The sequence below is a fragment of the Serratia entomophila genome, from assembly GCF_021462285.1.
Classification (GTDB): domain Bacteria; phylum Pseudomonadota; class Gammaproteobacteria; order Enterobacterales; family Enterobacteriaceae; genus Serratia; species Serratia entomophila.
Genome location: NZ_CP082787.1, coordinates 3,773,840 through 3,793,673 on the forward strand (window position 1 = coordinate 3,773,840; position 19,834 = coordinate 3,793,673).

General features: G+C 60.6%; 14 protein-coding genes. 3 read left to right on the top strand and 11 right to left on the bottom strand.

From position 1 onward, the window contains the following. Positions 1 to 17: 17 nt before the first annotated feature. From KHA73_RS18280 to KHA73_RS18305, 6 genes are all read right to left on the bottom strand, one after another. A complete protein-coding gene (locus tag KHA73_RS18280; protein ID WP_234585827.1) occupies positions 18 to 941 on the bottom strand; it encodes a LysR substrate-binding domain-containing protein in 924 nt (307 codons plus the stop codon). Positions 942 to 1,405: 464 nt separating this feature from the next. Then, positions 1,406 to 1,744, bottom strand: coding sequence for a nitrogen regulatory protein P-II (glnB, locus tag KHA73_RS18285; RefSeq protein ID WP_004847623.1), 339 nt, complete (start codon positions 1,742 to 1,744; stop codon positions 1,406 to 1,408). Between the two features lie 10 nt (positions 1,745 to 1,754). Further along, positions 1,755 to 3,377: an NAD+ synthase gene (locus KHA73_RS18290; RefSeq protein ID WP_234585828.1), complete on the bottom strand. Its 1,623-nt coding sequence runs from the start codon at positions 3,375 to 3,377 to the stop codon at positions 1,755 to 1,757. 131 nt (positions 3,378 to 3,508) lie between these two features. Further along, entirely contained in the window at positions 3,509 to 4,846 is a 1,338-nt protein-coding gene (glrR, locus tag KHA73_RS18295; RefSeq protein WP_380740193.1) for a two-component system response regulator GlrR, read from the bottom strand. Beyond that, complete coding sequence (qseG, locus tag KHA73_RS18300; RefSeq protein WP_380740190.1) at positions 4,843 to 5,715, bottom strand: two-component system QseEF-associated lipoprotein QseG; 873 nt, start codon at positions 5,713 to 5,715, stop codon at positions 4,843 to 4,845. Before qseG ends, glrR begins: the two co-directional genes overlap by 4 nt. A 3-nt stretch (positions 5,716 to 5,718) precedes the next feature. Then, on the bottom strand, positions 5,719 to 7,155 hold the full coding sequence (locus tag KHA73_RS18305) for a sensor histidine kinase (protein ID WP_234585829.1): 1,437 nt from the start codon (positions 7,153 to 7,155) through the stop codon (positions 5,719 to 5,721). Positions 7,156 to 8,080: 925 nt separating this feature from the next. On the opposite strand from KHA73_RS18305, the gene KHA73_RS18310 reads away from it, so the two are divergent. Then, a protein-coding gene (locus tag KHA73_RS18310; protein ID WP_234585830.1) for an IS3 family transposase occupies positions 8,081 to 9,438 on the top strand; the annotation gives its coding sequence in 2 pieces (ribosomal slippage) (positions 8,081 to 8,558 and positions 8,558 to 9,438; 1,359 coding nt in all). A 72-nt stretch (positions 9,439 to 9,510) separates the two neighbouring features. Here KHA73_RS18310 and purL read toward each other — a convergent pair. Further along, positions 9,511 to 13,404, bottom strand: coding sequence for a phosphoribosylformylglycinamidine synthase (gene purL, locus KHA73_RS18315; RefSeq protein WP_234591331.1), 3,894 nt, complete (start codon positions 13,402 to 13,404; stop codon positions 9,511 to 9,513). A gap of 275 nt (positions 13,405 to 13,679) precedes the next feature. On the opposite strand from purL, the gene mltF reads away from it, so the two are divergent. Next, a complete protein-coding gene (gene mltF / locus KHA73_RS18320; RefSeq protein WP_234585831.1) occupies positions 13,680 to 15,140 on the top strand; it encodes a membrane-bound lytic murein transglycosylase MltF in 1,461 nt (486 codons plus the stop codon). Here the strand turns inward: mltF and tadA are convergent, their stop codons facing one another. After that, positions 15,141 to 15,647 (bottom strand): tRNA adenosine(34) deaminase TadA, encoded by a 507-nt coding sequence (tadA, locus tag KHA73_RS18325; RefSeq protein WP_234585832.1) that lies wholly within the window; start codon positions 15,645 to 15,647, stop codon positions 15,141 to 15,143. A gap of 110 nt (positions 15,648 to 15,757) precedes the next feature. Between tadA and KHA73_RS18330 the strand changes: the two genes are divergently transcribed. Further along, positions 15,758 to 16,825 carry a DUF2157 domain-containing protein gene (locus KHA73_RS18330; RefSeq protein WP_234585833.1) on the top strand — a complete coding sequence of 356 codons (1,068 nt, stop codon included), beginning with the start codon at positions 15,758 to 15,760 and terminating at the stop codon, positions 16,823 to 16,825. Between the two features lie 33 nt (positions 16,826 to 16,858). Here KHA73_RS18330 and yfhb read toward each other — a convergent pair whose 3' ends face one another. Genes yfhb through murQ form a run of 3 tightly spaced genes read right to left on the bottom strand, consistent with a single transcriptional unit; the run spans position 16,859 to position 19,777 of the window. Further along, positions 16,859 to 17,497 carry a phosphatidylglycerophosphatase C gene (yfhb, locus tag KHA73_RS18335; protein WP_234585835.1) on the bottom strand — a complete coding sequence of 213 codons (639 nt, stop codon included), beginning with the start codon at positions 17,495 to 17,497 and terminating at the stop codon, positions 16,859 to 16,861. A 2-nt stretch (positions 17,498 to 17,499) separates the two neighbouring features. Continuing rightward, the gene (locus KHA73_RS18340) at positions 17,500 to 18,864 is read right to left on the bottom strand and encodes a PTS transporter subunit EIIC (RefSeq protein WP_234585837.1); all 1,365 of its coding nucleotides are present in this window, start codon (positions 18,862 to 18,864) and stop codon (positions 17,500 to 17,502) included. 19 nt (positions 18,865 to 18,883) lie between these two features. Continuing rightward, positions 18,884 to 19,777: an N-acetylmuramic acid 6-phosphate etherase gene (gene murQ / locus KHA73_RS18345; RefSeq protein WP_234585838.1), complete on the bottom strand. Its 894-nt coding sequence runs from the start codon at positions 19,775 to 19,777 to the stop codon at positions 18,884 to 18,886. Positions 19,778 to 19,834: the final 57 nt, after the last annotated feature.

Sequence of the window (19,834 nt, forward strand, 5' to 3'; positions counted from 1 at the left end):
CCGAAGGCCGCGTTCGATTAAATCGAATGCTTGAGGCCGGCGGCGTGCATGGTGCCGTTTTCCCGCGCGATGGTGAGGAACGGCGTCACCAACTCCGGCCGCGCGCTGCCGCGGCGCCACGCCAGCCCGATATCCAACGGCTCCAGCAGATCCACCAGCTTGCGCGCTTCGATCATATTGCCCTCCAGCGACCAGGCGCGGTACGCCATGTCCGGCTGGATGGAAACCCCCATGCCCGCCGCCACCAGGCTGCGCACCGCCTCGGTCGAAGCGGTTTTCATGGCGATCTCCGGCTTCAGCCCGGCGCGCGCCCAGATACGCCGGGCGTGAACGTCCATTTCGTCGGCGTTGAGCTGAATAAGAGGCTGTTTGGCAACGTCCGCCAGGCTGATGCTTTCGTTTTCCAGCAGCGGGTGCAGCGGCGGCAGCCACAGGCGATACGGCGAGTGCATCAGCACCTCGGTCTGTAGTGCGTCGCGGTCCTCGATGTTCGACAGGATCAGCACGCCGATGTCTATCTCGCCGCTGACCAGCAGGTGCTCGATGTAAGGGCGTTCGTCTTCCACCACCTGGATGGTGACGTTGGGATAGGCCGACTTAAAGCGCGTCAGCAGTTCCACCAGAAAGTAGCCGGCCACCAGGCTGGTGACGCCGATGGTCAGCCTGCCGGTCAGGCTCTCGGTGCCGATCTGCAGGCTGCGCTTGGCGTTGTCCACCGTCGCCAGGATCAGATAGGACTGGCGCAGAAACTGATGCCCCTGGTGGGTCAGGTTCATTCCCTTGGCGTGGCGATCGAACAGCCGCACGCCGATTTCGGTTTCCAGCTGCTGGATAGCCAACGTCAACGAAGACTGGGAGACGAACACCGCCTGGGCGCCGGCGGAAATCGAGCCGGTTTCCGCCACGGCGATAAAGTGGCGGATCTGGCGCAGCGTCATCATCCCCACCGCCTTTCAAACCGCTGGGTTGTTGTCTGCGTGCGCTTACAGCCGCTTACCTGAGTAAGCGCCTGGGGATGCACGCCCTGGCCACCTGGCCGCAACTGGAAATTCATTGGGGATCGCCTTAATCAAGATCGTTGAGTTGAGTGTAGATCCCGTGAGAAAAGCGATCGAAAAAACTATCAAAAACGCGATAGCCTTCGCTTTTTTAGAATGCCGATGGCGGAAATGACTGAGAGATAACGCGTTGGGAGGTTTTTAGCGGGGGGCAAGAAGCCGAGCACCGCCCAAGCGCAAGCCGGCGGTGCTCGGTAGACGATCGCATACTCGGGAGTCAAGGGCGTAGCGAGCGCCAGCCAGATTGAGTGCGGGCAGCCGCGCAGTGCCCCGGAGCGTACACGCAGTACGCGAGGAGGCCGAGCACTGCCCAAGCGCAAGCCGGCGGTGCTCGGTAGACGATCGCATTAAATCGCTTCTTCGTCCTGCTCGCCGGTCCTGATACGCACCACGCGCGCCACGTCGAAGACGAAGATTTTGCCGTCGCCGATCTTGCCGGTCTGGGCCGTCTGCATGATGGTTTCCACGCAGGTGTCGACGATATCGTCGGCCACCACGATCTCGATTTTTACCTTAGGCAAAAAATCGACCATGTATTCGGCGCCGCGATACAGCTCGGTATGGCCTTTCTGGCGGCCGAAGCCTTTCACTTCGGTCACCGTCATACCGGTGATGCCGACTTCAGCCAAGGCTTCGCGGACGTCATCCAGTTTGAACGGTTTGATAATAGCGTCGATCTTTTTCATCTTCTTTCCTTTACCAATTTTTGCGGCCAAAACCGGATGTGATTGGGTAGCGGCGGTCTTTGCCGAAGTTGCGGGCGGTGATGCGCGGCCCGACGGCGGCCTGACGCCGCTTGTATTCATTGATATCCACCAGGCGGATCACCTTGCGGACGATGGCTTCGTCGAAGCCTTCGGCCACCAGATCGGCGATCGATTTGTCGCGCTCGACGTAGCCTTCGAGGATCGCGTCCAGAATATCGTACGGCGGCAGGCTGTCCTGATCGAGCTGATCCGGCGCCAGCTCGGCGGACGGCGGACGATCGATCACCCGCTGCGGGATCACGTAAGAGACGGTATTGCGGTATTCGGACAGCTTGAACACCAGCGTTTTCGGCACGTCTTTCAGCACGTCGAAGCCGCCGGCCATATCACCATACAGCGTGGCGTAGCCCACGGCCATCTCGCTTTTGTTGCCGGTGGTCAGCACGATGCTGCGGCGTTTGTTCGACAGCGCCATCAACACCACCCCACGGCAGCGCGCCTGCAGGTTTTCTTCCGTCGTGTCGCGTTCGGTGCCGGCGAACATTGGCGTCAGCTGGCCCATAAAGGCGTCGAACATCGGCTCGATGGATACGATGTCGAATTCCACGCCGAGAATTTCGGCTTCTTCTTTGGCGTCGGCGATGCTGATGTCCGCGGTGTAACGGAACGGCATCATCAGCGCCTGCACCTTGTCTTTACCCAGGGCGTCAACGGCGATCGCCAGCGTCAGCGCCGAGTCGATGCCGCCGGACAGGCCCAGCACCGCGCCCTTGAAGCCGTTTTTAGTCACATAGTCGCGCACCGCCAGCACCAGGGCTTCATAGATCTGCGCCAACTGCGGCAGCTCGGCGGCCGGCGTGGCCATCGGCACCACCTCCAGCTCGTTGAACTCGAGCAGGGTCACCTGCTCGGCAAAGGCGGCCAGGCGATGCGTCATGTTGCCCGCCGCGTCGAACACCTTGGAGCAACCGTCGAAAATCAGCTCGTCCTGCCCGCCGATCTGGTTGAGATACACCAGCGGCAGGTGGGTGCGCTGGCAGTGGCCGGCCATCAGCGTTTTGCGGATATACGGCTTCTCGCGGTTATACGGCGAGGCGTTGATCGACAGGATCAGTTCGGCGCCGGCGGCTTTCGCGGCGTCGATAGGTTCCGGGAACCACAGGTCTTCGCAGATCAACAGGCCCAGGCGGTAGCCTTTCAGATCCACCACGCAGGTTTCGCCGCCGGCGTGGAAATAGCGTTTTTCATCGAACACGCCGTAGTTCGGCAGCTGTTGCTTGAAGTAACGGGTCAGCAAGCGGCCTTCGGCGAACAGCGACAGCGCGTTATACAGCTTGTCGCCTTCGCGCCACGGATGGCCGACCAGGATCGCCACCTCGGCGGAGGCCTGCTGCAGACGCTGCAGCTGCACGTCGCAGCGCTGGTAGAAGTCGTTGCGATACAACAGGTCTTCCGGCGGATAGCCGGACAGCGCCAGCTCGGTGAACATGACCAGATCGGCTCCCGCCTTCTGCTGCTCTTGCACGGTTTGCAACATGCGTTCGGTGTTGCCTTCAATGTCGCCGACCAGCAGGTTCAACTGGGCCAGGGCGATGGAAAGTGATCTGCTCATTGTTTAGGATCCCGCTTAATACGTTCCATAGTTATCTACGGTTGGTCATGCCGCAACAAAGTGCACGGAGTGTAAATCATTCCGCCCGTTTTGTTGAGACGCCTGCCTGCGCAGACGTCGGCAAGAAAACATCATTCTTTAAAATCGTTGGCATCCAGTTCATGGCGCGACAGCAATTTGTAGAATTCCGTACGGTTGCGGCCCGCCATGCGCGCGGCCTGGGTCACGTTACCCTTGGTGATCTGCAGCAGCTTGCGCAGATAGTGCAATTCAAACTGGTTGCGCGCCTCGACGAAGGTCGGCAGCGCGGTGTTTTCCCCTTCCAGTGCCTGCTCCACCAGCGCTTCGCCTATCACCGGCGCGGAGGTCAATGCCACGCACTGTTCGATCACGTTCACCAGTTGGCGCACGTTGCCCGGCCAGCTGGCGGTCATCAGGCGCTTCATGGCGTCGGAGGAGAAGCTGCGCACAAACGGCTTGTGGCGCAGGGCGGACTCGCGCAGCAGGTGATTGGCCAGCAACGGAATATCTTCGGCGCGTTCGTTCAGCGCCGGGATCTTCAGGTTGACCACGTTCAGCCGGTAGTAAAGGTCTTCGCGGAATTCGTTCTTCGCCATCGCCTTCGGCAGATCGCGGTGGGTGGCGGAGATAATGCGCACGTCGATGTCCAGATCGCGATTACTGCCCAGCGGGCGCACCTTGCGCTCCTGCAGCACCCGCAATAGCTTCACCTGCAGCGACAGCGGCATGTCGCCGATCTCGTCGAGAAACAGCGTGCCGCCCGCCGCCGCCTGAAACAGGCCTTCGCGGCTGCTGACCGCGCCGGTAAAGGCGCCCTTGGCATGGCCAAACAGCTCAGACTCCAACAGCTGCTCCGGCAAGGCGCCGCAGTTGATGGCGATAAACGCTTTCTTGGCGCGCGGGCTGGCACCGTGGATGGCCTGCGCCAACACCTCTTTGCCGGTGCCGCTCTGGCCGTTGATCAGCACGCTGACGTCGGACTGCGCCACCATTTTCGCCTGCTCCAGCAGGCGCAGCATCAGCGGGCTGCGGGTGACGATATCTTCCCGCCAGCCGTCGTCGCCAGCCGGCGCCGACAGCGACAGCGCTTCGTCGATGGCTTTATACAGCGCATCGCGATCCACCGGCTTGGTCAGGAAGCTGAATACCCCTTGCTGGGTAGCGGCCACCGCGTCCGGAATGGAACCGTGGGCGGTGAGAATGATCACCGGCATGCCCGGCTGATGCTTCTGGATCTCGGCAAACAGCGCCATGCCGTCCATCTCGTCCATTCGCAGATCGCTAATCACCAAATCAATCTGTTCGCGCGCCAGCAGGCGCAGCGCTTCCTGGCCGCTTTCGGCGGTGGTCACGTGAAAACCTTCGCTGGTCAGGCGCATGCCCAGCAGCTTGAGCAGGCTGGGATCGTCGTCAACCAATAGCAAATTGGCCGGTTTGCGTACTGTCATCGCGCGTGAGACTCCTTGTTGGAAGCGGGCGGCACGTAGGTGTCCTCCGGATCCACCGGCAGGGCCGTGCCCTTCTCCGTTTCGGCTTCCGGCTCTGCGGCTCTGGCGGGCGCAGCATTCTTACCTGCGGCGTCGCCCTTTGGCTGCGCCGAGCTCCCCTCAGGGATTTCCCCCTGCAGCTGCTTACGCGACGAAAGTTGGCGCTCGATATCGGTCAGATTCTCCAGCTTGCGCGAGGTGTCCTGCAGCTGGGCCTGCAGCCGGACCTGCCCCTGGCGCAGGGTATCGATCTGGCCGTCGGCGCTTTCCTGCAGGCGCTGGTAACGCGCCTTTTCGTCGAACAGCGTAATCTGCAGCACCTGCTGCTGGCGCCACAGCTGCAGCAGCGGCCGCAGCGAACTCGGGAACGCCATGCGGTAGCTGTTCAGGCGATCGACAATCTGGCGGCGTTCGCCCGAGGTCGGCTCGGCGCTGCCCAGCAGAATGCTTTGTTTGAAAATGCCGGACCAGCTGTCGCCCGGCAGGGTTTTCGCCAGCGCGCGCGCCTGGGTTGAACCGATGCGATCGGCGCAGTCCATGGCGCGCAGCCAGTACAGTGAATTATCCAGCGCGTCTTTTTCATCCAGCTGCCACAGGGTATCGCAGGCCGCAATGCGGTAGTCCACCACCTTGGTGTCCGGGATCGCTTCCTGTTGCTGCTGGTTCAGGCCGCCGCTGACGGCGCGATCGACGCAGCCCGCCAGCAGAAACGGCATAAAGAAAACGGTGCCCAAAAAGGCGATTGGGCGCTTGCCGAGTGGCGCTCTCTGCGTGGCACGCGGTGAACGTTCGGTCTGTGTTAGACGAAGGCGTTTAGACCATGTGTACATTATTTATTCATTCTCGGCGGTTAATGGCAATTCAATGCGGAAGCAGACGTCTGCACCGGCGACCGTGACCAGCTGCAGTTCACCGCGCATGCGGCGGATACAGTCCTGGGCAATGCTCAGCCCTAGCCCACTTCCTTTTACCGCCCCTTTTCGCTGGTGACTACCTTGGAAAAAAGGCTCAAAAATCATGGTTCTTTCGGCTTCGGGGATCGGCGTGCCGCTGTTGGCGACATCGATCTGCACCCGCTGCCCAACCTGACGGCTGCGGATCCAAATGTTACCGGATTCCTTGCCGTAGTGCACCGCATTGGAGTAGAGATTATCCAGCACGCGCATTAATAGCGTAGGCTCTGCCCAGCAGATTTCCGCATCCAGCGCGATTTCGGTGCCGATCATTTTTGCCCGCGCCGGTAAACTGTGTGCGGCGACCACCATTTCAACCATTTCCCGCAGCTCAACGTTCTCATGTTCCGCAGGGCCATCGGCCAGCTTGCGGTTATAATCCAACAGTTGTTCGATCAGCTGCTGCAGGTGGCGGCTGCTGTGATCGAGAATGGTCACCACCTCTTTTTGATCGGAGGTGAGCGGCCCCGCCACCTCGTCGGCCAGCAATTCGGTGCCTTCACGCATGCTGGCCAGCGGCGTCTTCAGCTCGTGCGAAATATGGCGCAAAAACTCATGGCGCTGCGATTCCAGCCATGCCAGCCGTTCGCTCAGCCAGATAATGCGCTGCGCCAGCGAACGCAGCTCGCGCGGCCCCTTGAACGAGGCAGTATCGCCCAGCGCTCGCCCCTCCCCCAGCCGGTTGATCATTCGCTCCACCGCCTTTACCGGGCCGATAATCATGCGGGTGAACAGCACCACCAGCAGTACGCTGAGCAGGAACAGCAGCAGCGCCTGCCAGCCAAAGAACTGACCGCGTTCGGCGATGGCCTGCTGCAACTGCTGCCCGCGGGAGAACACCACGGCGCGCGTGGCCTGCACCATTTCGGCGTTGGAACGGGAGAAGGACTCGAGGAGCGCCGAGGCATCTTTATCCGGCCCGCTGCTTTGGCATTTGATCGCCGCCAGTTGGGTCAGCAGATCGCGCAGCGTCTGATAATAGCGTTCATCCGGTAATATCGGCGCGTGGGCATCGAGCATCTGCGAATATTGCTTGCGCTGATTCTGGTACAGCCGCTCCAGGGTCGGGTCAACCAGCACGCAATATTGACGATAGCTGCGCTCCATCTCCAGCGCCACGCTGGTCATCGCCTCGCTGCGCCGCGCATCCACCAGCGTAGTGCGGTTGATGTCCGCCGCCTGGGAGCTTAGGTGATCCAGGCTTTGATAGGCCTGATACGCCAGCACCAGCAACGGCAGCAATACCAGCAGAAACGCCATCAGCACCAGCTGCCGCAGCGAGCGAGGGAATAAACGCCATTTTTTCAACGAAATCATCTCATCTTCTCTTGTCTGTCACGATGCTAACTGACTCGCCGGTAAGAAAAAAGCCCGCAGGTGGATTATCCGGGCGGCGGCCGCTGGCCGGTGGAAAAAAGACAAAAAAAAGCACCGGCCGAAGCTCGGTGCTGTCGTAAAAGGGGCTGCATGGCGATGCATGCAAAACCTGAGGCTGCGCGCTGAGGCGACGTTTTTAAATGATATTGGCGTTCGCTTGCATCGATAACGAAACATGGATAAACACAAGATAAGCGCAGCTTTGAGAATTGACGCTGGGGCACAACCGCCCCACCGCAAGAAAGTGTGGATGCCCTTGAATCTCGTCCCCAGGGTGATGTAGCGCAAGGCTGGCATCGAACAGGACGAATAGCATCCGTAAGTATCCGGGATTGATGAACCCTTCATCACAGTTGGATACAGGCGGTGCCTCACTCCACGTGTCGCCCGATGCTTGATAAAGTCGCTTGCGCGAACTGTTATCGGTTTGGTTGGACGATAGGCACCATTTCTTTGGCATCATTCGGAGGCTTATGAGGCGACTGATCCGTCTAAATACGGGGCCATCATAAAAAGTTGAATGAGCAACTGCGGATAATAATGCACTTAGCGTGCCAACTTTGCAATTAAAATAATAACTATATGATTTTAATTATAAATTAAAACAAAAAAGCAAAATAAGTCAAAAAACGAACGGGCTAATGCGTTGAAAAAAACCGCACCCTGTCGCCAAATCCCGACAACAAAAACAAACCAATAAAATACACAATAAAATCAATTAATTAAATGTCTCCTTTTGGAGACAGGCAAAATGACCGCTGTCGCAAAATGCAGACAGCCGACTGACACGCAATAAAAAGGGCGCAATTTTGAACTGCACCCCAAATGTTGGACAGGTCATCTGACATTTGGAGGTGCAGTTTTTATGAAATATTCACTCCCGTTCAAACTCGACGTAGTCCGGTACTATCTTACCGGACACGGCAGCCAAAGGCAGACCGCGAGAAAATTCTCTGTCGCCCATGTCCAGCTACGTCGCTGGATTGCGGCCTATCAACATCATGGTGAGCCAGGGCTGCAACCCGGACGGCAACGACATTACACACCCGAATTTAAGCTCTCTGTCGTCGAGTTTGCCCTCTCCAATCCTTTTTCTTTAGCGGACGTTGCCGCACAATTTGATATCCCCTCATACACGACGCTGGAACACTGGGTTAAGCTCTATCAGGAGAATGGGGCCGAAGCCCTCAACCGGAACCAGCGTGGTCGCCGAATGTATCAGCATCCCAAAACACCCCATGCGGATAAGTCGCCAGATGAGTTGACCCCCGAAGAGATGCGGGAGGAAATCGAGTTTTTACGCGCTCAGAATGACTACATAAAAAAGCTGAGAGCCTTGATGCAGGAAAACGATGCCCGGGCACGGCGGAAAGGGCAAAAATAGTCACGGCATTAAGGCAAGAGCACCGTTTAGACAGGCTGTTGCATGCCGGTGGGCTGGCGCGCAGCACGTACTATTATTGCTGTAAAGTCGGTCGAGTGCCGGATAAATACCGTGAGGCTAAACAACGAATAGCCGAAGTCTTTAACGTCCATAAAGGCCGTTACGGCTATCGTCGCATAACCTGCGTAATGCGAAAGGAAGGGTACGGTTTAAATCATAAAACCGTGCAAAAACTGATGACAGCGCTGCAGCTGAAGTCACCGGTTCGCCGTAAAAAGTACCGCTCATACAAGGGGAATACAGGCAAGTTGGCACCCAATCTCCTGCAGCGTAATTTTACCGCTCAATGCCCCAATCAAAAGTGGGTAACGGATGTAACGGAGTTCCGGGTTGGTGAGGATAAGCTGTATTTATCACCGGTGCTCGACTTGTACAACGGTGAAATCATCGCTTATGAAGTGGCTCGCCGGGCAGAGTTTAGGCTGGTTAAAAGGATGTTGGACAAGGCGGTAAGCAGGATGAAGCCGGGTGAGCAGTTGCTGTTGCACAGTGACCAGGGTTGGCACTATCAGATGGCGGCTTATCAGCATGCGTTGCGGGTTAACGGGATAAAGCAGAGCATGTCTCGCAAGGGAAATTGCCTGGACAATGCCGTGATGGAGAACTTCTTCGGACATCTGAAAGCGGAGCTGTATTACTTGCAGCGTTTTGAGAGTGTGGAACACCTGGCGCAAGAGATAGACATTTACATTGATTACTACAACTCTCATCGTATCAGGCAGAAACTGAAAGGCCTGAGTCCGGTGGAGTACCGAACTCAGGCCTCGAAGGCTGCGTGAATTTACACCGTCCAACTTCTGGGGTGCAGTTCATTTCTTGCGCCCTCAGAAGTCACAGCCCTGCCTGGCCGCTTAGCCCAGTTGCTTGCGGGCGTTGCGGAACATGCGCATCCATGGGCTGTCTTCGCCCCACTCCTCCGGGTGCCAGGAGTTGCTGACGGTGCGGAACACGCGCTCCGGGTGCGGCATCATGACCGTCGCGCGGCCACTGGCGCTGGTGACGGCGGTGATGCCGTTCGGCGAACCGTTCGGGTTGGCCGGATAGCTTTCCGTAACCTGGCCGGCATGGTTGACGAAACGCAGCGCCACCAGGCCGTTGCTTTCCAACGCCGCCAAATGCGCCGCGTCGCGCACTTCGACGTGGCCTTCCCCGTGGGAAACGGCGATCGGCATGCGTGAACCGGCCATACCCTGCATGAACAGCGACGGGCTGGCCGCGACTTCCACCAGGCTGAAGCGCGCTTCAAAACGGTCCGACAGGTTGCGCACGAAGCGCGGCCAGTGTTCGGCACCCGGGATCAGCTCGCGCAGGTTGGACATCATCTGGCAACCGTTGCACACGCCCAACGCCAGGGTTTGCGGGCGATGGAAGAAGGACGCGAACTCGTCGCGCACCCGATCGTTGAACAGGATCGATTTCGCCCAGCCTTCACCGGCGCCCAACACGTCGCCGTAGGAGAAGCCGCCGCAGGCCACCAGCGTCTGGAAGCCCTGCAGGTCGCGTCGCCCTTCCAGCAGATCGCTCATGTGCACGTCTACCGCGTCAAAACCGGCGCGGTGGAACGCCGCCGCCATCTCGACGTGGGAGTTCACCCCCTGTTCGCGCAGCACCGCCACTTTCGGACGGACGCCCGTGGCGATATAAGGCGCGGCGATGTCTTCCTGCGGCGCGAAGCTCAGCTTCACGTTCAGGCCCGGATCTTGCTCATCCTGCTTGGCCTTATGCTCCTGATCGGCGCACTCTGGGTTGTCGCGCAGGCGTTGCATCTGCCAGGTGGTTTCCGCCCACCAGGTGCGCAGCGTATTGCGGCTCTCGCCGTACAGCGCCTTGCCGTTCTGGCTAATCACGAAGCGATCGCCGGCCTGCGCGCTGCCGATGTGATGCACGTTGTCGCTCAGACCATGCTGGGCGAACACTTGCCGCACCCTCTCGAGCTGGTCGGCGGTAACCTGAATCACCGCGCCCAGCTCTTCATTGAACAGCGCCGCCAGCGCATCGTCGCCCAGGCCGCGGATATCAACGTTGACGCCGCAGTGGCCGGCAAACGCCATCTCCGCCAGCGTGACCAACAGGCCGCCGTCGGAGCGGTCGTGGTAGGCCAGCAGCGCGCGATCCGCCACCAGCTGCTGCATGGCGTTGAAGAAGCCCGCCAGCTGTTCGACGTTGCGCACGTCGGCCGGCTTGTCGCCCAGCTGACGGTAAACCTGCGCCAGCGCGGTGGCGCCCAATGCGTTGTGGCTGTTGCCCAGATCGATCAACAGCAGCGCGGTATCGCCCTTGTCGGTGCGCAGCTGCGGCGTCACGGTGTGGCGCACGTCCTCCACACGGGCGAAGGCGGTGATCACCAGCGACAGCGGCGAGGTCATTTCGCGCTGTTCGTTGCCTTCCTGCCAACGGGTTTTCATCGACATCGAGTCTTTACCCACCGGGATGGTGATGCCCAGCGCCGGGCAGAGTTCTTCGCCCACCGCTTTCACCGCCGCGTACAGGCCGGCGTCTTCGCCCGGGTGGCCGGCAGCGGCCATCCAGTTGGCGGAAAGCTTCACGCGCTTCAGCTCGCCGATTTCGGTGGCGGCCAGGTTGGTCAGGGCTTCCCCTACCGCCAGGCGGCCGGAAGCGGCGAAGTCCAGCAGCGCCACCGGCGCGCGCTCGCCGATCGACATCGCTTCACCGTAGTAGCTGTCCAGGCTGGCGGTGGTCACCGCGCAATCGGCCACCGGGATTTGCCATGGGCCGACCATCTGATCGCGCGCCACCATGCCGGTTACGCTACGGTCGCCGATGGTGATCAGGAAGGTTTTTTCCGCAACCGCCGGCAGATGCAGCACGCGTTTCACCGCGTCGGCCAGGGTGATGCCCGCACGCTGCACCGGCTGGCCCTGGGCCTGCAGGCTGGTGACGTCGCGCGTCATTTTCGGCGTTTTGCCCAGCAGCACGTCCAGCGGCATGTCGATCGGCTGATTGTCGAAGTGGCGGTCGTTCAGCGTCAAATGCCGTTCTTCGGTGGCTTCACCGATCACCGCATAAGGTGCGCGCTCGCGGCGGCAGATCTCGTCAAACTGCGCCATCTGCGCCGGGGCAATCGCCATCACGTAGCGTTCCTGCGATTCGTTGCACCACACTTCCAGCGGGCTCATGCCCGGCTCGTCGTTGAGGATGTCGCGCAGTTCGAAACGCCCGCCGCGGCCGCCGTCGCTCACCAGCTCAGGCATGGCGTTGGACAAACCGCCGGCGCCGACGTCGTGAATGAACAGGATCGGGTTTTGCTCGCCCAGCTGCCAGCAGCGGTCGATCACTTCCTGGCAGCGACGCTCCATTTCCGGGTTGTCGCGCTGTACCGAAGCGAAGTCCAGATCGGCGTCGGACTGGCCGGAAGCCATCGAAGACGCCGCGCCGCCGCCCAGGCCGATATTCATTGCCGGGCCGCCCAGCACCACCAGCTTGGCGCCGACGGTGATTTCCCCTTTCTGCACGTGGTCGGCGCGGATGTTGCCGATGCCGCCAGCCAGCATGATGGGCTTATGATAGCCGCGCAGTTCAACGCCGTTGTGGCTGTTGACCTGCTCTTCATAGGTACGGAAATAGCCGACCAGCGCCGGGCGACCGAATTCGTTGTTGAACGCCGCGCCGCCCAATGGGCCCTCGGTCATGATGTCCAGCGCGGTGACGATGCGATCCGGCTTGCCGAAATCCTGCTCCCACGGCTGTTCAAAGCCGGGAATGCGCAGGTTGGACACCGAGAAGCCCACCAGACCGGCCTTCGGCTTGGCGCCGCGGCCGGTGGCGCCTTCGTCGCGGATCTCGCCGCCGGAGCCGGTCGCGGCGCCCGGCCATGGGGAGATCGCCGTCGGGTGGTTATGGGTTTCCACCTTCATCAGGATATGCGCGTCTTCCTGATGGTAATCATATTTGCCGTTGCCCGGCGCGGCGAAGAAGCGGCCGACCTGCGAGCCTTCCATCACCGCGGCGTTGTCCTTATAAGCCGACAGCACGTAGTCCGGCGTCTGCTCGAAGGTATTCTTGATCATTTTGAACAGCGACTTCGGCTGCTGTTCGCCGTCGATGATCCAATCGGCGTTGAAAATCTTGTGGCGGCAGTGCTCGGAGTTGGCCTGCGCGAACATATAAAGTTCGATATCCGTCGGGTTGCGCCCCAGCCCGGTAAAGGCGTTCAGCAGATAGTCGATTTCGTCCTGCGCCAACGCCAGGCCGAGCCTGACGTTAGCCTGTTCCAACGCGCTGCGCCCTTCACCCAGCACGTCCACCGCCTGATACGGCGCCGGTTGGTGATGCGCGAACAGCTGCTCAGCCTGCTGCAGCTCGCTGAAGACGGTTTCCATCATGCGATCATGCAGCAAGGCGGCCAACTGTTGCCACTGGGATTCGGTCAGCGCCGGCGCCTTGACGTAAAACGCCAGGCCGCGCTCCAGCCGCACCACCTGCTTCAGGCCGCAGTTGTGAGCGATGTCGCTGGCTTTGGAAGACCAGGGGGAAATGGTGCCCGGACGCGGCGTCACCAACAGCAGGCGGCCTGCGGGGGCGTGTTCGGCGAGAGAGGGGCCATACCTGAGCAGGCGCTGAAGCTTGGCATGTTCTTCGGCACTTAGCGGTGCGCTAACATCGGCAAAGTGGACGTACTCGGCGTAGATATCACTGACCGGAAGTTGAGCGTCCTGGCAGCGGGACAGCAGTTTGGTAATGCGAAAAGCCGACAAAGCGGGCGAACCACGCAGTATTTCCATAATCAAAGTTCTCTCGTCTTCGAAGCAACTGACTTCAGCGCTTCATTGGGCGCAACAGGGGAAAACGCGCGCCATTATAGAGAATCCGCGCCGCCGACGAAACCGTTTGCGTAGCTATTATTGATAAAAGCTGTTCGCGCCATCGAATTGTCATAACGTGTCAATAAAGTTGCACGCTGGCGTTTTGTTGCGCAAAATGCCCCGGCACTGGTGATTTAACCATAAGAAAAGACGAGGTTGTCATCGCCGGCGTACCTGTGCCACCACTGGATAACTATTTGAAACGCCTTAAAATAAATTACATTCTAATCGGTGTTGTCACCCTGCTTCTGGCGCTCGCCCTGTGGCCCAACATTGCCTGGCGCAGCGGCCAGGGTGGGCAGCTCGAAGAGATAAAATCCCGCGGCGAACTGCGGATCAGCACCCTGAATTCGCCGCTCACCTATTTCACCACCAAACAGGGGCCCGGTGGGCTCGACTATGAGCTGGCGAAACGCTTCGCCAACTACCTGGGGGTGAAACTGGTGGTGATCCCTCATAAGAACATTAACGATCTGTTTGACGATCTGGACGATGACGCCGCCGATCTGCTGGCGGCGGGCCTGATCTACAATCAGGATCGCCTCAGCCGCGCGCGCACCGGCCCGGCCTATTACTCGGTTTCCCAGCAGCTGGTGTATCGCCTGGGCACCCCGCGGCCAAAAAGCTTTGCCGATATTAAAGGCAAGCTGGCGGTGGCCTCCGGCTCTGCGCACGTCAGCACGCTGAAACAGCTCAAGCAGGATAAGTTCCCGGATCTCGGTTGGGAAGCCTCCAGCGATCTCACCTCGAAGGAGCTGCTGGAACAGGTTGCCGACGGCAAGCTGGACTACACCCTGGGCGACTCGGTGACCATCGCCCTGCTGCAGCGCATCCACCCGCAGCTGGCGGTGGCGTTCGACGTGACCGATGAAGAACCGGTGACCTGGTACCTGAGACGCGGCAACGACGACAGCCTGTATGCGGCGATGCTGGACTTCTATAGCCAGATGGTGGACGACGGCACCCTGGCCCGGCTGGAAGAGAAATACCTCGGCCACGTCGGCAGCTTCGACTACGTGGATACCAAAACCTTCCTGTCGGCCATCGATGCGGTGCTGCCCAACTTCCGCCCGCTGTTTGAAAAATACGCCAGCGAGATCGACTGGAAGCTGCTGGCGGCCATCGCTTATCAGGAGTCGCACTGGAATCCGCAGGCCACCTCCCCCACCGGGGTGCGCGGCCTGATGATGCTGACCCGCGCCACCGCCGACGGCCTGGGCGTCAACGATCGTCTCGATCCGGAAGAGAGCATTCAGGGCGGCGCACTCTACCTGCAGCGCTTAATGGCCAAGGTGCCGGACAGCGTGCCGGAAGACGAACGCATCTGGTTCTCGCTGGCGGCTTACAACATGGGCTGGGGGCATATGCTGGACGCCCGCAGGCTGACCAAAATGCAAAAAGGCAATCCGGACAGCTGGGTGGACGTCAAACAGCGCCTGCCGATGCTCAGCCAGAAACGCTACTACCCGCAGCTGACCTACGGCTACGCGCGCGGACGCGAAGCCTATAACTATGTGGAAAACATCCGCCGCTATCAGGTCAGTCTGGTCGGCTATCTGCAGGAAAAACAAAGGAAAGCGGCGCAGGAAGAGGCCGAGCGTGAGGCGTTGGGGAAAGGCTATCCGGCGGTGATGCCGGAACTGGCGCTTAATTACTGATTATTCTGGTTTATTCTCTGCGCGCTGCGCCAGCCTAAGCGCCTTTTTTTGCTCGCGGCGCAGGCGGAAAAAGTTGCTCAGCGTTGCGGCGCACTCTTCCGCCAGCACGCCCGACGCGATCTCCACCTGATGATTCATGCCCGGATGGCGCAGGATGTCCACCAGCGATCCGGCCGCGCCGGTTTTCTCGTCGGCCGCGCCGTACACCAGGCGGCGGATGCGGCTGTGCACCATCGCGCCGGCGCACATGACGCAGGGCTCCAGCGTGACGTACAGCGTGGCGTTCAACAGCCGGTAATTTTGCAGCACCGCCCCGCCCTGGCGCAACGCCATGATTTCCGCATGGGCGGTCGGATCGTGGCGGCCGATCGGCCGATTCCAGCCTTCGCCTATCACCTGATTATCCAACACCAGCAGCGCACCCACCGGCACTTCCCCTTCTTCCTGCGCGCGCAGGGCCAGCCGCAATGCCTGACGCATCCAGTATTCATCATTATATTCAGTCATCGCATAGTTCCTCGTGCGCTTTTGCGGCGGGCATTATACACACTAGTCCTCTTTTGTCGCAGCCACTCGACTATACTGGCGCAAACCGGTGTGATTCAGGGAAAGGGAACATGAAGCTGAGTAAAAAGAACGCTGCGGTGGTGCGCAAAGCGCTGAACGGTTGGGTCGGGGAAGGCGCGCTGACGCCGCAACAGCAACAGCAGCTGTTGCAGCACGTGGAAATCCAGCCTTTCGACTGGCGGCGGCTGGCGCGCTATGCGTTTCTGGCCGCGCTGGCTTCGCTGGTCATCGCCATCACCAGCCTGTTCGCCGACAGCGGCCTGTTAGCCTGGTTAAGCGAGCTGTTCCGCTTCGATGCGCCGGCGCGCATGGTGATTGCCGGCGTGCTGGCGGCGCTGGCCTACGCCTGGGCGCTGCGCCGCCGCCGCCGGCACCCTGAGAAACGCTACGGCAATGAGGCGGCGCTGTTTATCGCGGTGCTGCTCACCGCCTGCGCCCTGTGGCAAATGGGCGTATGGCTGGATAACGGCAGCGGCCGGGTTTCCGTACTGTTGGTCTTCGCTGCGCTGCTGTACGGCCTGATCGGCTGGTTCGGCAAGTCCGGGCTGGTATGGTGGTTTGCATTGCTGTCGCTCGGCAACGCCTTCGGCGCGGAAACCGGCTATCTGTCCGGCTGGGGCGCCTACTGGCTCGGCATGAGCTACCCGATCCGCTTTATCGCCTTCGGCGTGGTCCTGATCGCCGCCGCGCTGCTGCTGCAACCGGTATTGGCCCGGCGCGGGCTGGACAGGGTTTCGCTGGCGATGGGGCTGCTGTATCTGTTTATCGCCCTGTGGCTGTTGTCGATCTTCGGCAACTACGGCGATCTCGACGGCTGGTACCAGGTGCGGCAAATCGAGCTGTTCCACTGGAGCCTGCTGTTCGGCATCGTCGCCGCAGCCGCCATCTGGCTGGGGTTGAAGCGCGACGACGCCATGCTGCGCGGATTCGGCCTGACCTTCCTCGCCATCAACCTTTATACCCGGCTGTTCGAATTCTTCTGGGACAGCATGCCGAAGGCGATTTTCTTCGTGCTGCTCGGCCTGAGCCTGTGGGCGTTGGGGCATTACGCCGAAAAGATATGGCAGCTGGGGCGCGGGCCGCACGACGTTACCGATGACCGGAGCGAAGGCCGCTAAAGACAACGAAGGGCGGATAGTCCGCCGCTGTTTTTATTCCAACTGCTGCAGCTCACCCTGCTTGCTGACCCGCCAGCGATGCTCGCAGAAGAACAGCAGCGGGTTATCCTGCTTGCTGTCGCTGTAGCCGCTGTACAGTTGCAGCGGCGTGCCCAGACGCTGCTCCAGCTGCGTCACCTTTTGTTCGCCCAGGCAACGCATCGTCAGCACCCAACCGCCGTAGCGGCGCGCAATGCGGCTGCCGACCAGCCGCACCCGCGGCAAAAACGCCGAATCCTGATAGACCTGCTCAACCAGCCGCTCCGGCGAACCGGTGATCAGCCACACCTGCGCATCATGCGTATCGAGGTACTGCCGCAGGCGCATTTGCACCACCGGGAACGCCGTCACCTTTTGGCGAAAATAGTCGACGAACCGCGCTTCAAGCGCCCTGAGCCGCGCCTCCGACCGGCCGAAGGTCATCGCCCACAGCAATAGGCTCATCGGCCAGCGCGCCGCGCGCCCCATCAACAGCAATCCCAGACCCACCACCGGCAGCACCGGCGCCACCAGCAGCAGGTTCAACGGCAGATGGCGCAGCAAGAAACGCAAGAAGCTGCCAAACATGTCCTCCTGATGCAGCGTGCCGTCCAGATCAAAGAACACCACGCGGCGGCTCGGCTTGTCGCTCAAAACTACTCCTCAGGATCGTTGAATCCCATTATCCAGGTGAATATAAATCCGGCGATGATGGTAATCAGCATCCCCGCCAGATACAACATCACCTTACCTGAGACAATGGTTAACGCCAAAGGCAAACCCGAGATGCCGAAGGTAATGACCGTCGCCACCTTCCAGTAGCTGATCAACGCACCGCCCACCGCACCGCCGAGGCAGGCGCCGATAAAGGGCTTGCCCAGCGGCAGCGTCACCCCGAAGATCAACGGCTCGCCGATGCCGAGAATGCCGACCGGCAGCGCGCCCTTGATCACCTTTTTCAGCCGCGCGTTGCGGGTTTTCATCAGCACCGCCAGCGCGGCGCCCACCTGGCCGACACCGGCCATCGCCAGGATCGGCAACAGCGGGTTGGAACCGTGCGCCTGCACCAACTCCACGTGGATCGGCACCAGCCCCTGATGCAACCCCGACAGCACCAGCGGCAGGAACAGCCCGGACAGCACCGCCCCCACCAGCAAGCCGCCCTTGTCGATCGCCAAATTGGCGCCGTGGGCGATGGCGTCGGAGATATAGCCACCCAGCGGCTGCAGGATCAGGATCGCCAGCGAGGCGGTCACCAGCGTGGTCAGCAACGGGTTGAGTATCAGTTCAATCGATTCCGGCAGCAGCTTGCGCAGGCGTTTCTCCACCCAGCACATCAGCGCCACCACCAGCAGCACCGCAATCACCCCGCCGCGCCCCGGTTGCAGCGCCTCGCCAAACAGGCTGATCTGCGCCAGCGCCGGGCTGGAGAGAATGCCGGCCATCACCCCGCCCATCGCCTGGGAGCCGCCGAACACCCGCGCGGCGTTGACCCCGACCAGAATATTCATGATGGCGAACACCGCGCTGCCGAAAATCGCCAGCAGCCCCAGCAGGTTGGGGTAGTTCAGCGCCAGATCGCCGGCGATGTCCGGCCGTTTCAGCAGGTTGATGATACCGGTGATCAGCCCCGAGGCTATAAACGCCGGGATCAGCGGAATAAAAATGTCGGCCAGTTTTTTCAGCGCGCCGCTCATCGGCGCGGCGTATTTCTGCTTGGCCTGCGCCTTGGTGCCGGCGATGTCACCCACGGCAACGGCCGGTGCGGCGCCGTTGAACAACTCCCGCATGGCGTCCACCACTTTGGCGGCGGCGCCCGGGCCGACGATAAACTGATGCTGTTCGCCCTGTTTGATATAACCCTTCACGCCGGGCAGCTGTTTGAGCGCCGCCAGGTCGAGACGCTGCTCGTCGCTGACCTCGACGCGCACCCGCGTCATGCAGTTTTCCAGTTTGAGGATGTTCCCCTCGCCGCCCACGCCCGCTAAAATTTGTGTCGCCAGTGCCGTTGTCTTATCCATCGCCCGCTCCAAAAGTGGATTAACGCGTTAACGCCGCACGCAAATAGCCGTTATGCCGCTGCAGCCGCTGCGCGGCTTCTTCGGCGCTGACGCCGGCCAGGATCATCAGGATCGCCGGTTTGACCTCAAAATCGGTCTGGGCCAGCGCCGCCTCGGCCTGGCTGCGCTGCGCGCCGGTGGCCTCCACCACGATGCGGCAGGCGCGGTCCACCAGCTTCACGTTGGTGGCCTTCACGTCCACCATCAGGTTCTGGTAAACCTTGCCGAGCTTAACCATCGCCCCGGTCGACAGCATGTTCAACACCAGCTTCTGCGCGGTGCCGGACTTCAGGCGCGTCGAGCCGGTCAGGGCCTCAGGGCCAACCACCGGAGAGATCGCCACCTGCGCCTCATGGGCGATCGGCGAATCGGGGTTGCAGGAGATTGCCGCCGTTGGGCACCCCAATTGGCGGGCGTAACGCAGCGCGCCGATCACGTAAGGCGTGCGGCCCGAAGCCGCCAGCCCCACCACCATATCGGTGGCGGTCAGGTTCAGCGCCTGCAGATCGGCGGCGCCCAGCGCGGCGTCATCCTCGGCGCCTTCGACCGCTTTCAGCAGCGCACCCGGGCCACCGGCGATCAGCCCCACCACTACGCCATGCGGCACGCCGAAGGTCGGCGGGCATTCAGACGCATCCAGCACGCCGAGGCGCCCGCTGGTGCCGGCACCCAGATAGATCAAACGCCCGCCGGCCTTCAATGCCGCGGCGGCAAGGTCGATAGCCTGGGCGATTTCCGGCAGCACCTTTTCTATCGCTTCCGGCACCTTGCGGTCTTCCTGGTTAAAGCAGCGGACCATCTCCAGCGTCGACATTTGGTCTAATTCCATCGTGGCCGGATTGCGGGTTTCAGATACCAGTGCGCCTAAGTTCATTTTCTCACCTTTGAATTTTTAATTCACAACATGAAATCATTATCTGAATATTTTATT

What these genes read in the sequence shown, in the direction of transcription:
- KHA73_RS18280 (WP_234585827.1), bottom strand. Translation starts at nt 941, where the DNA reads ATGATGACGCTGCGCCAGATCCGCCACTTTATCGCCGTGGCGGAAACC.
- glnB (WP_004847623.1), bottom strand. Translation starts at nt 1,744, where the DNA reads ATGAAAAAGATCGACGCTATTATCAAACCGTTCAAACTGGATGACGTC.
- KHA73_RS18290 (WP_234585828.1), bottom strand. Translation starts at nt 3,377, where the DNA reads ATGAGCAGATCACTTTCCATCGCCCTGGCCCAGTTGAACCTGCTGGTC.
- glrR (WP_380740193.1), bottom strand. Translation starts at nt 4,846, where the DNA reads ATGACAGTACGCAAACCGGCCAATTTGCTATTGGTTGACGACGATCCC.
- qseG (WP_380740190.1), bottom strand. Translation starts at nt 5,715, where the DNA reads ATGTACACATGGTCTAAACGCCTTCGTCTAACACAGACCGAACGTTCA.
- KHA73_RS18305 (WP_234585829.1), bottom strand. Translation starts at nt 7,155, where the DNA reads ATGATTTCGTTGAAAAAATGGCGTTTATTCCCTCGCTCGCTGCGGCAG.
- tadA (WP_234585832.1), bottom strand. Translation starts at nt 15,647, where the DNA reads ATGACTGAATATAATGATGAATACTGGATGCGTCAGGCATTGCGGCTG.
- KHA73_RS18330 (WP_234585833.1), top strand. Translation starts at nt 15,758, where the DNA reads ATGAAGCTGAGTAAAAAGAACGCTGCGGTGGTGCGCAAAGCGCTGAAC.
- KHA73_RS18340 (WP_234585837.1), bottom strand. Translation starts at nt 18,864, where the DNA reads ATGGATAAGACAACGGCACTGGCGACACAAATTTTAGCGGGCGTGGGC.
- murQ (WP_234585838.1), bottom strand. Translation starts at nt 19,777, where the DNA reads ATGAACTTAGGCGCACTGGTATCTGAAACCCGCAATCCGGCCACGATG.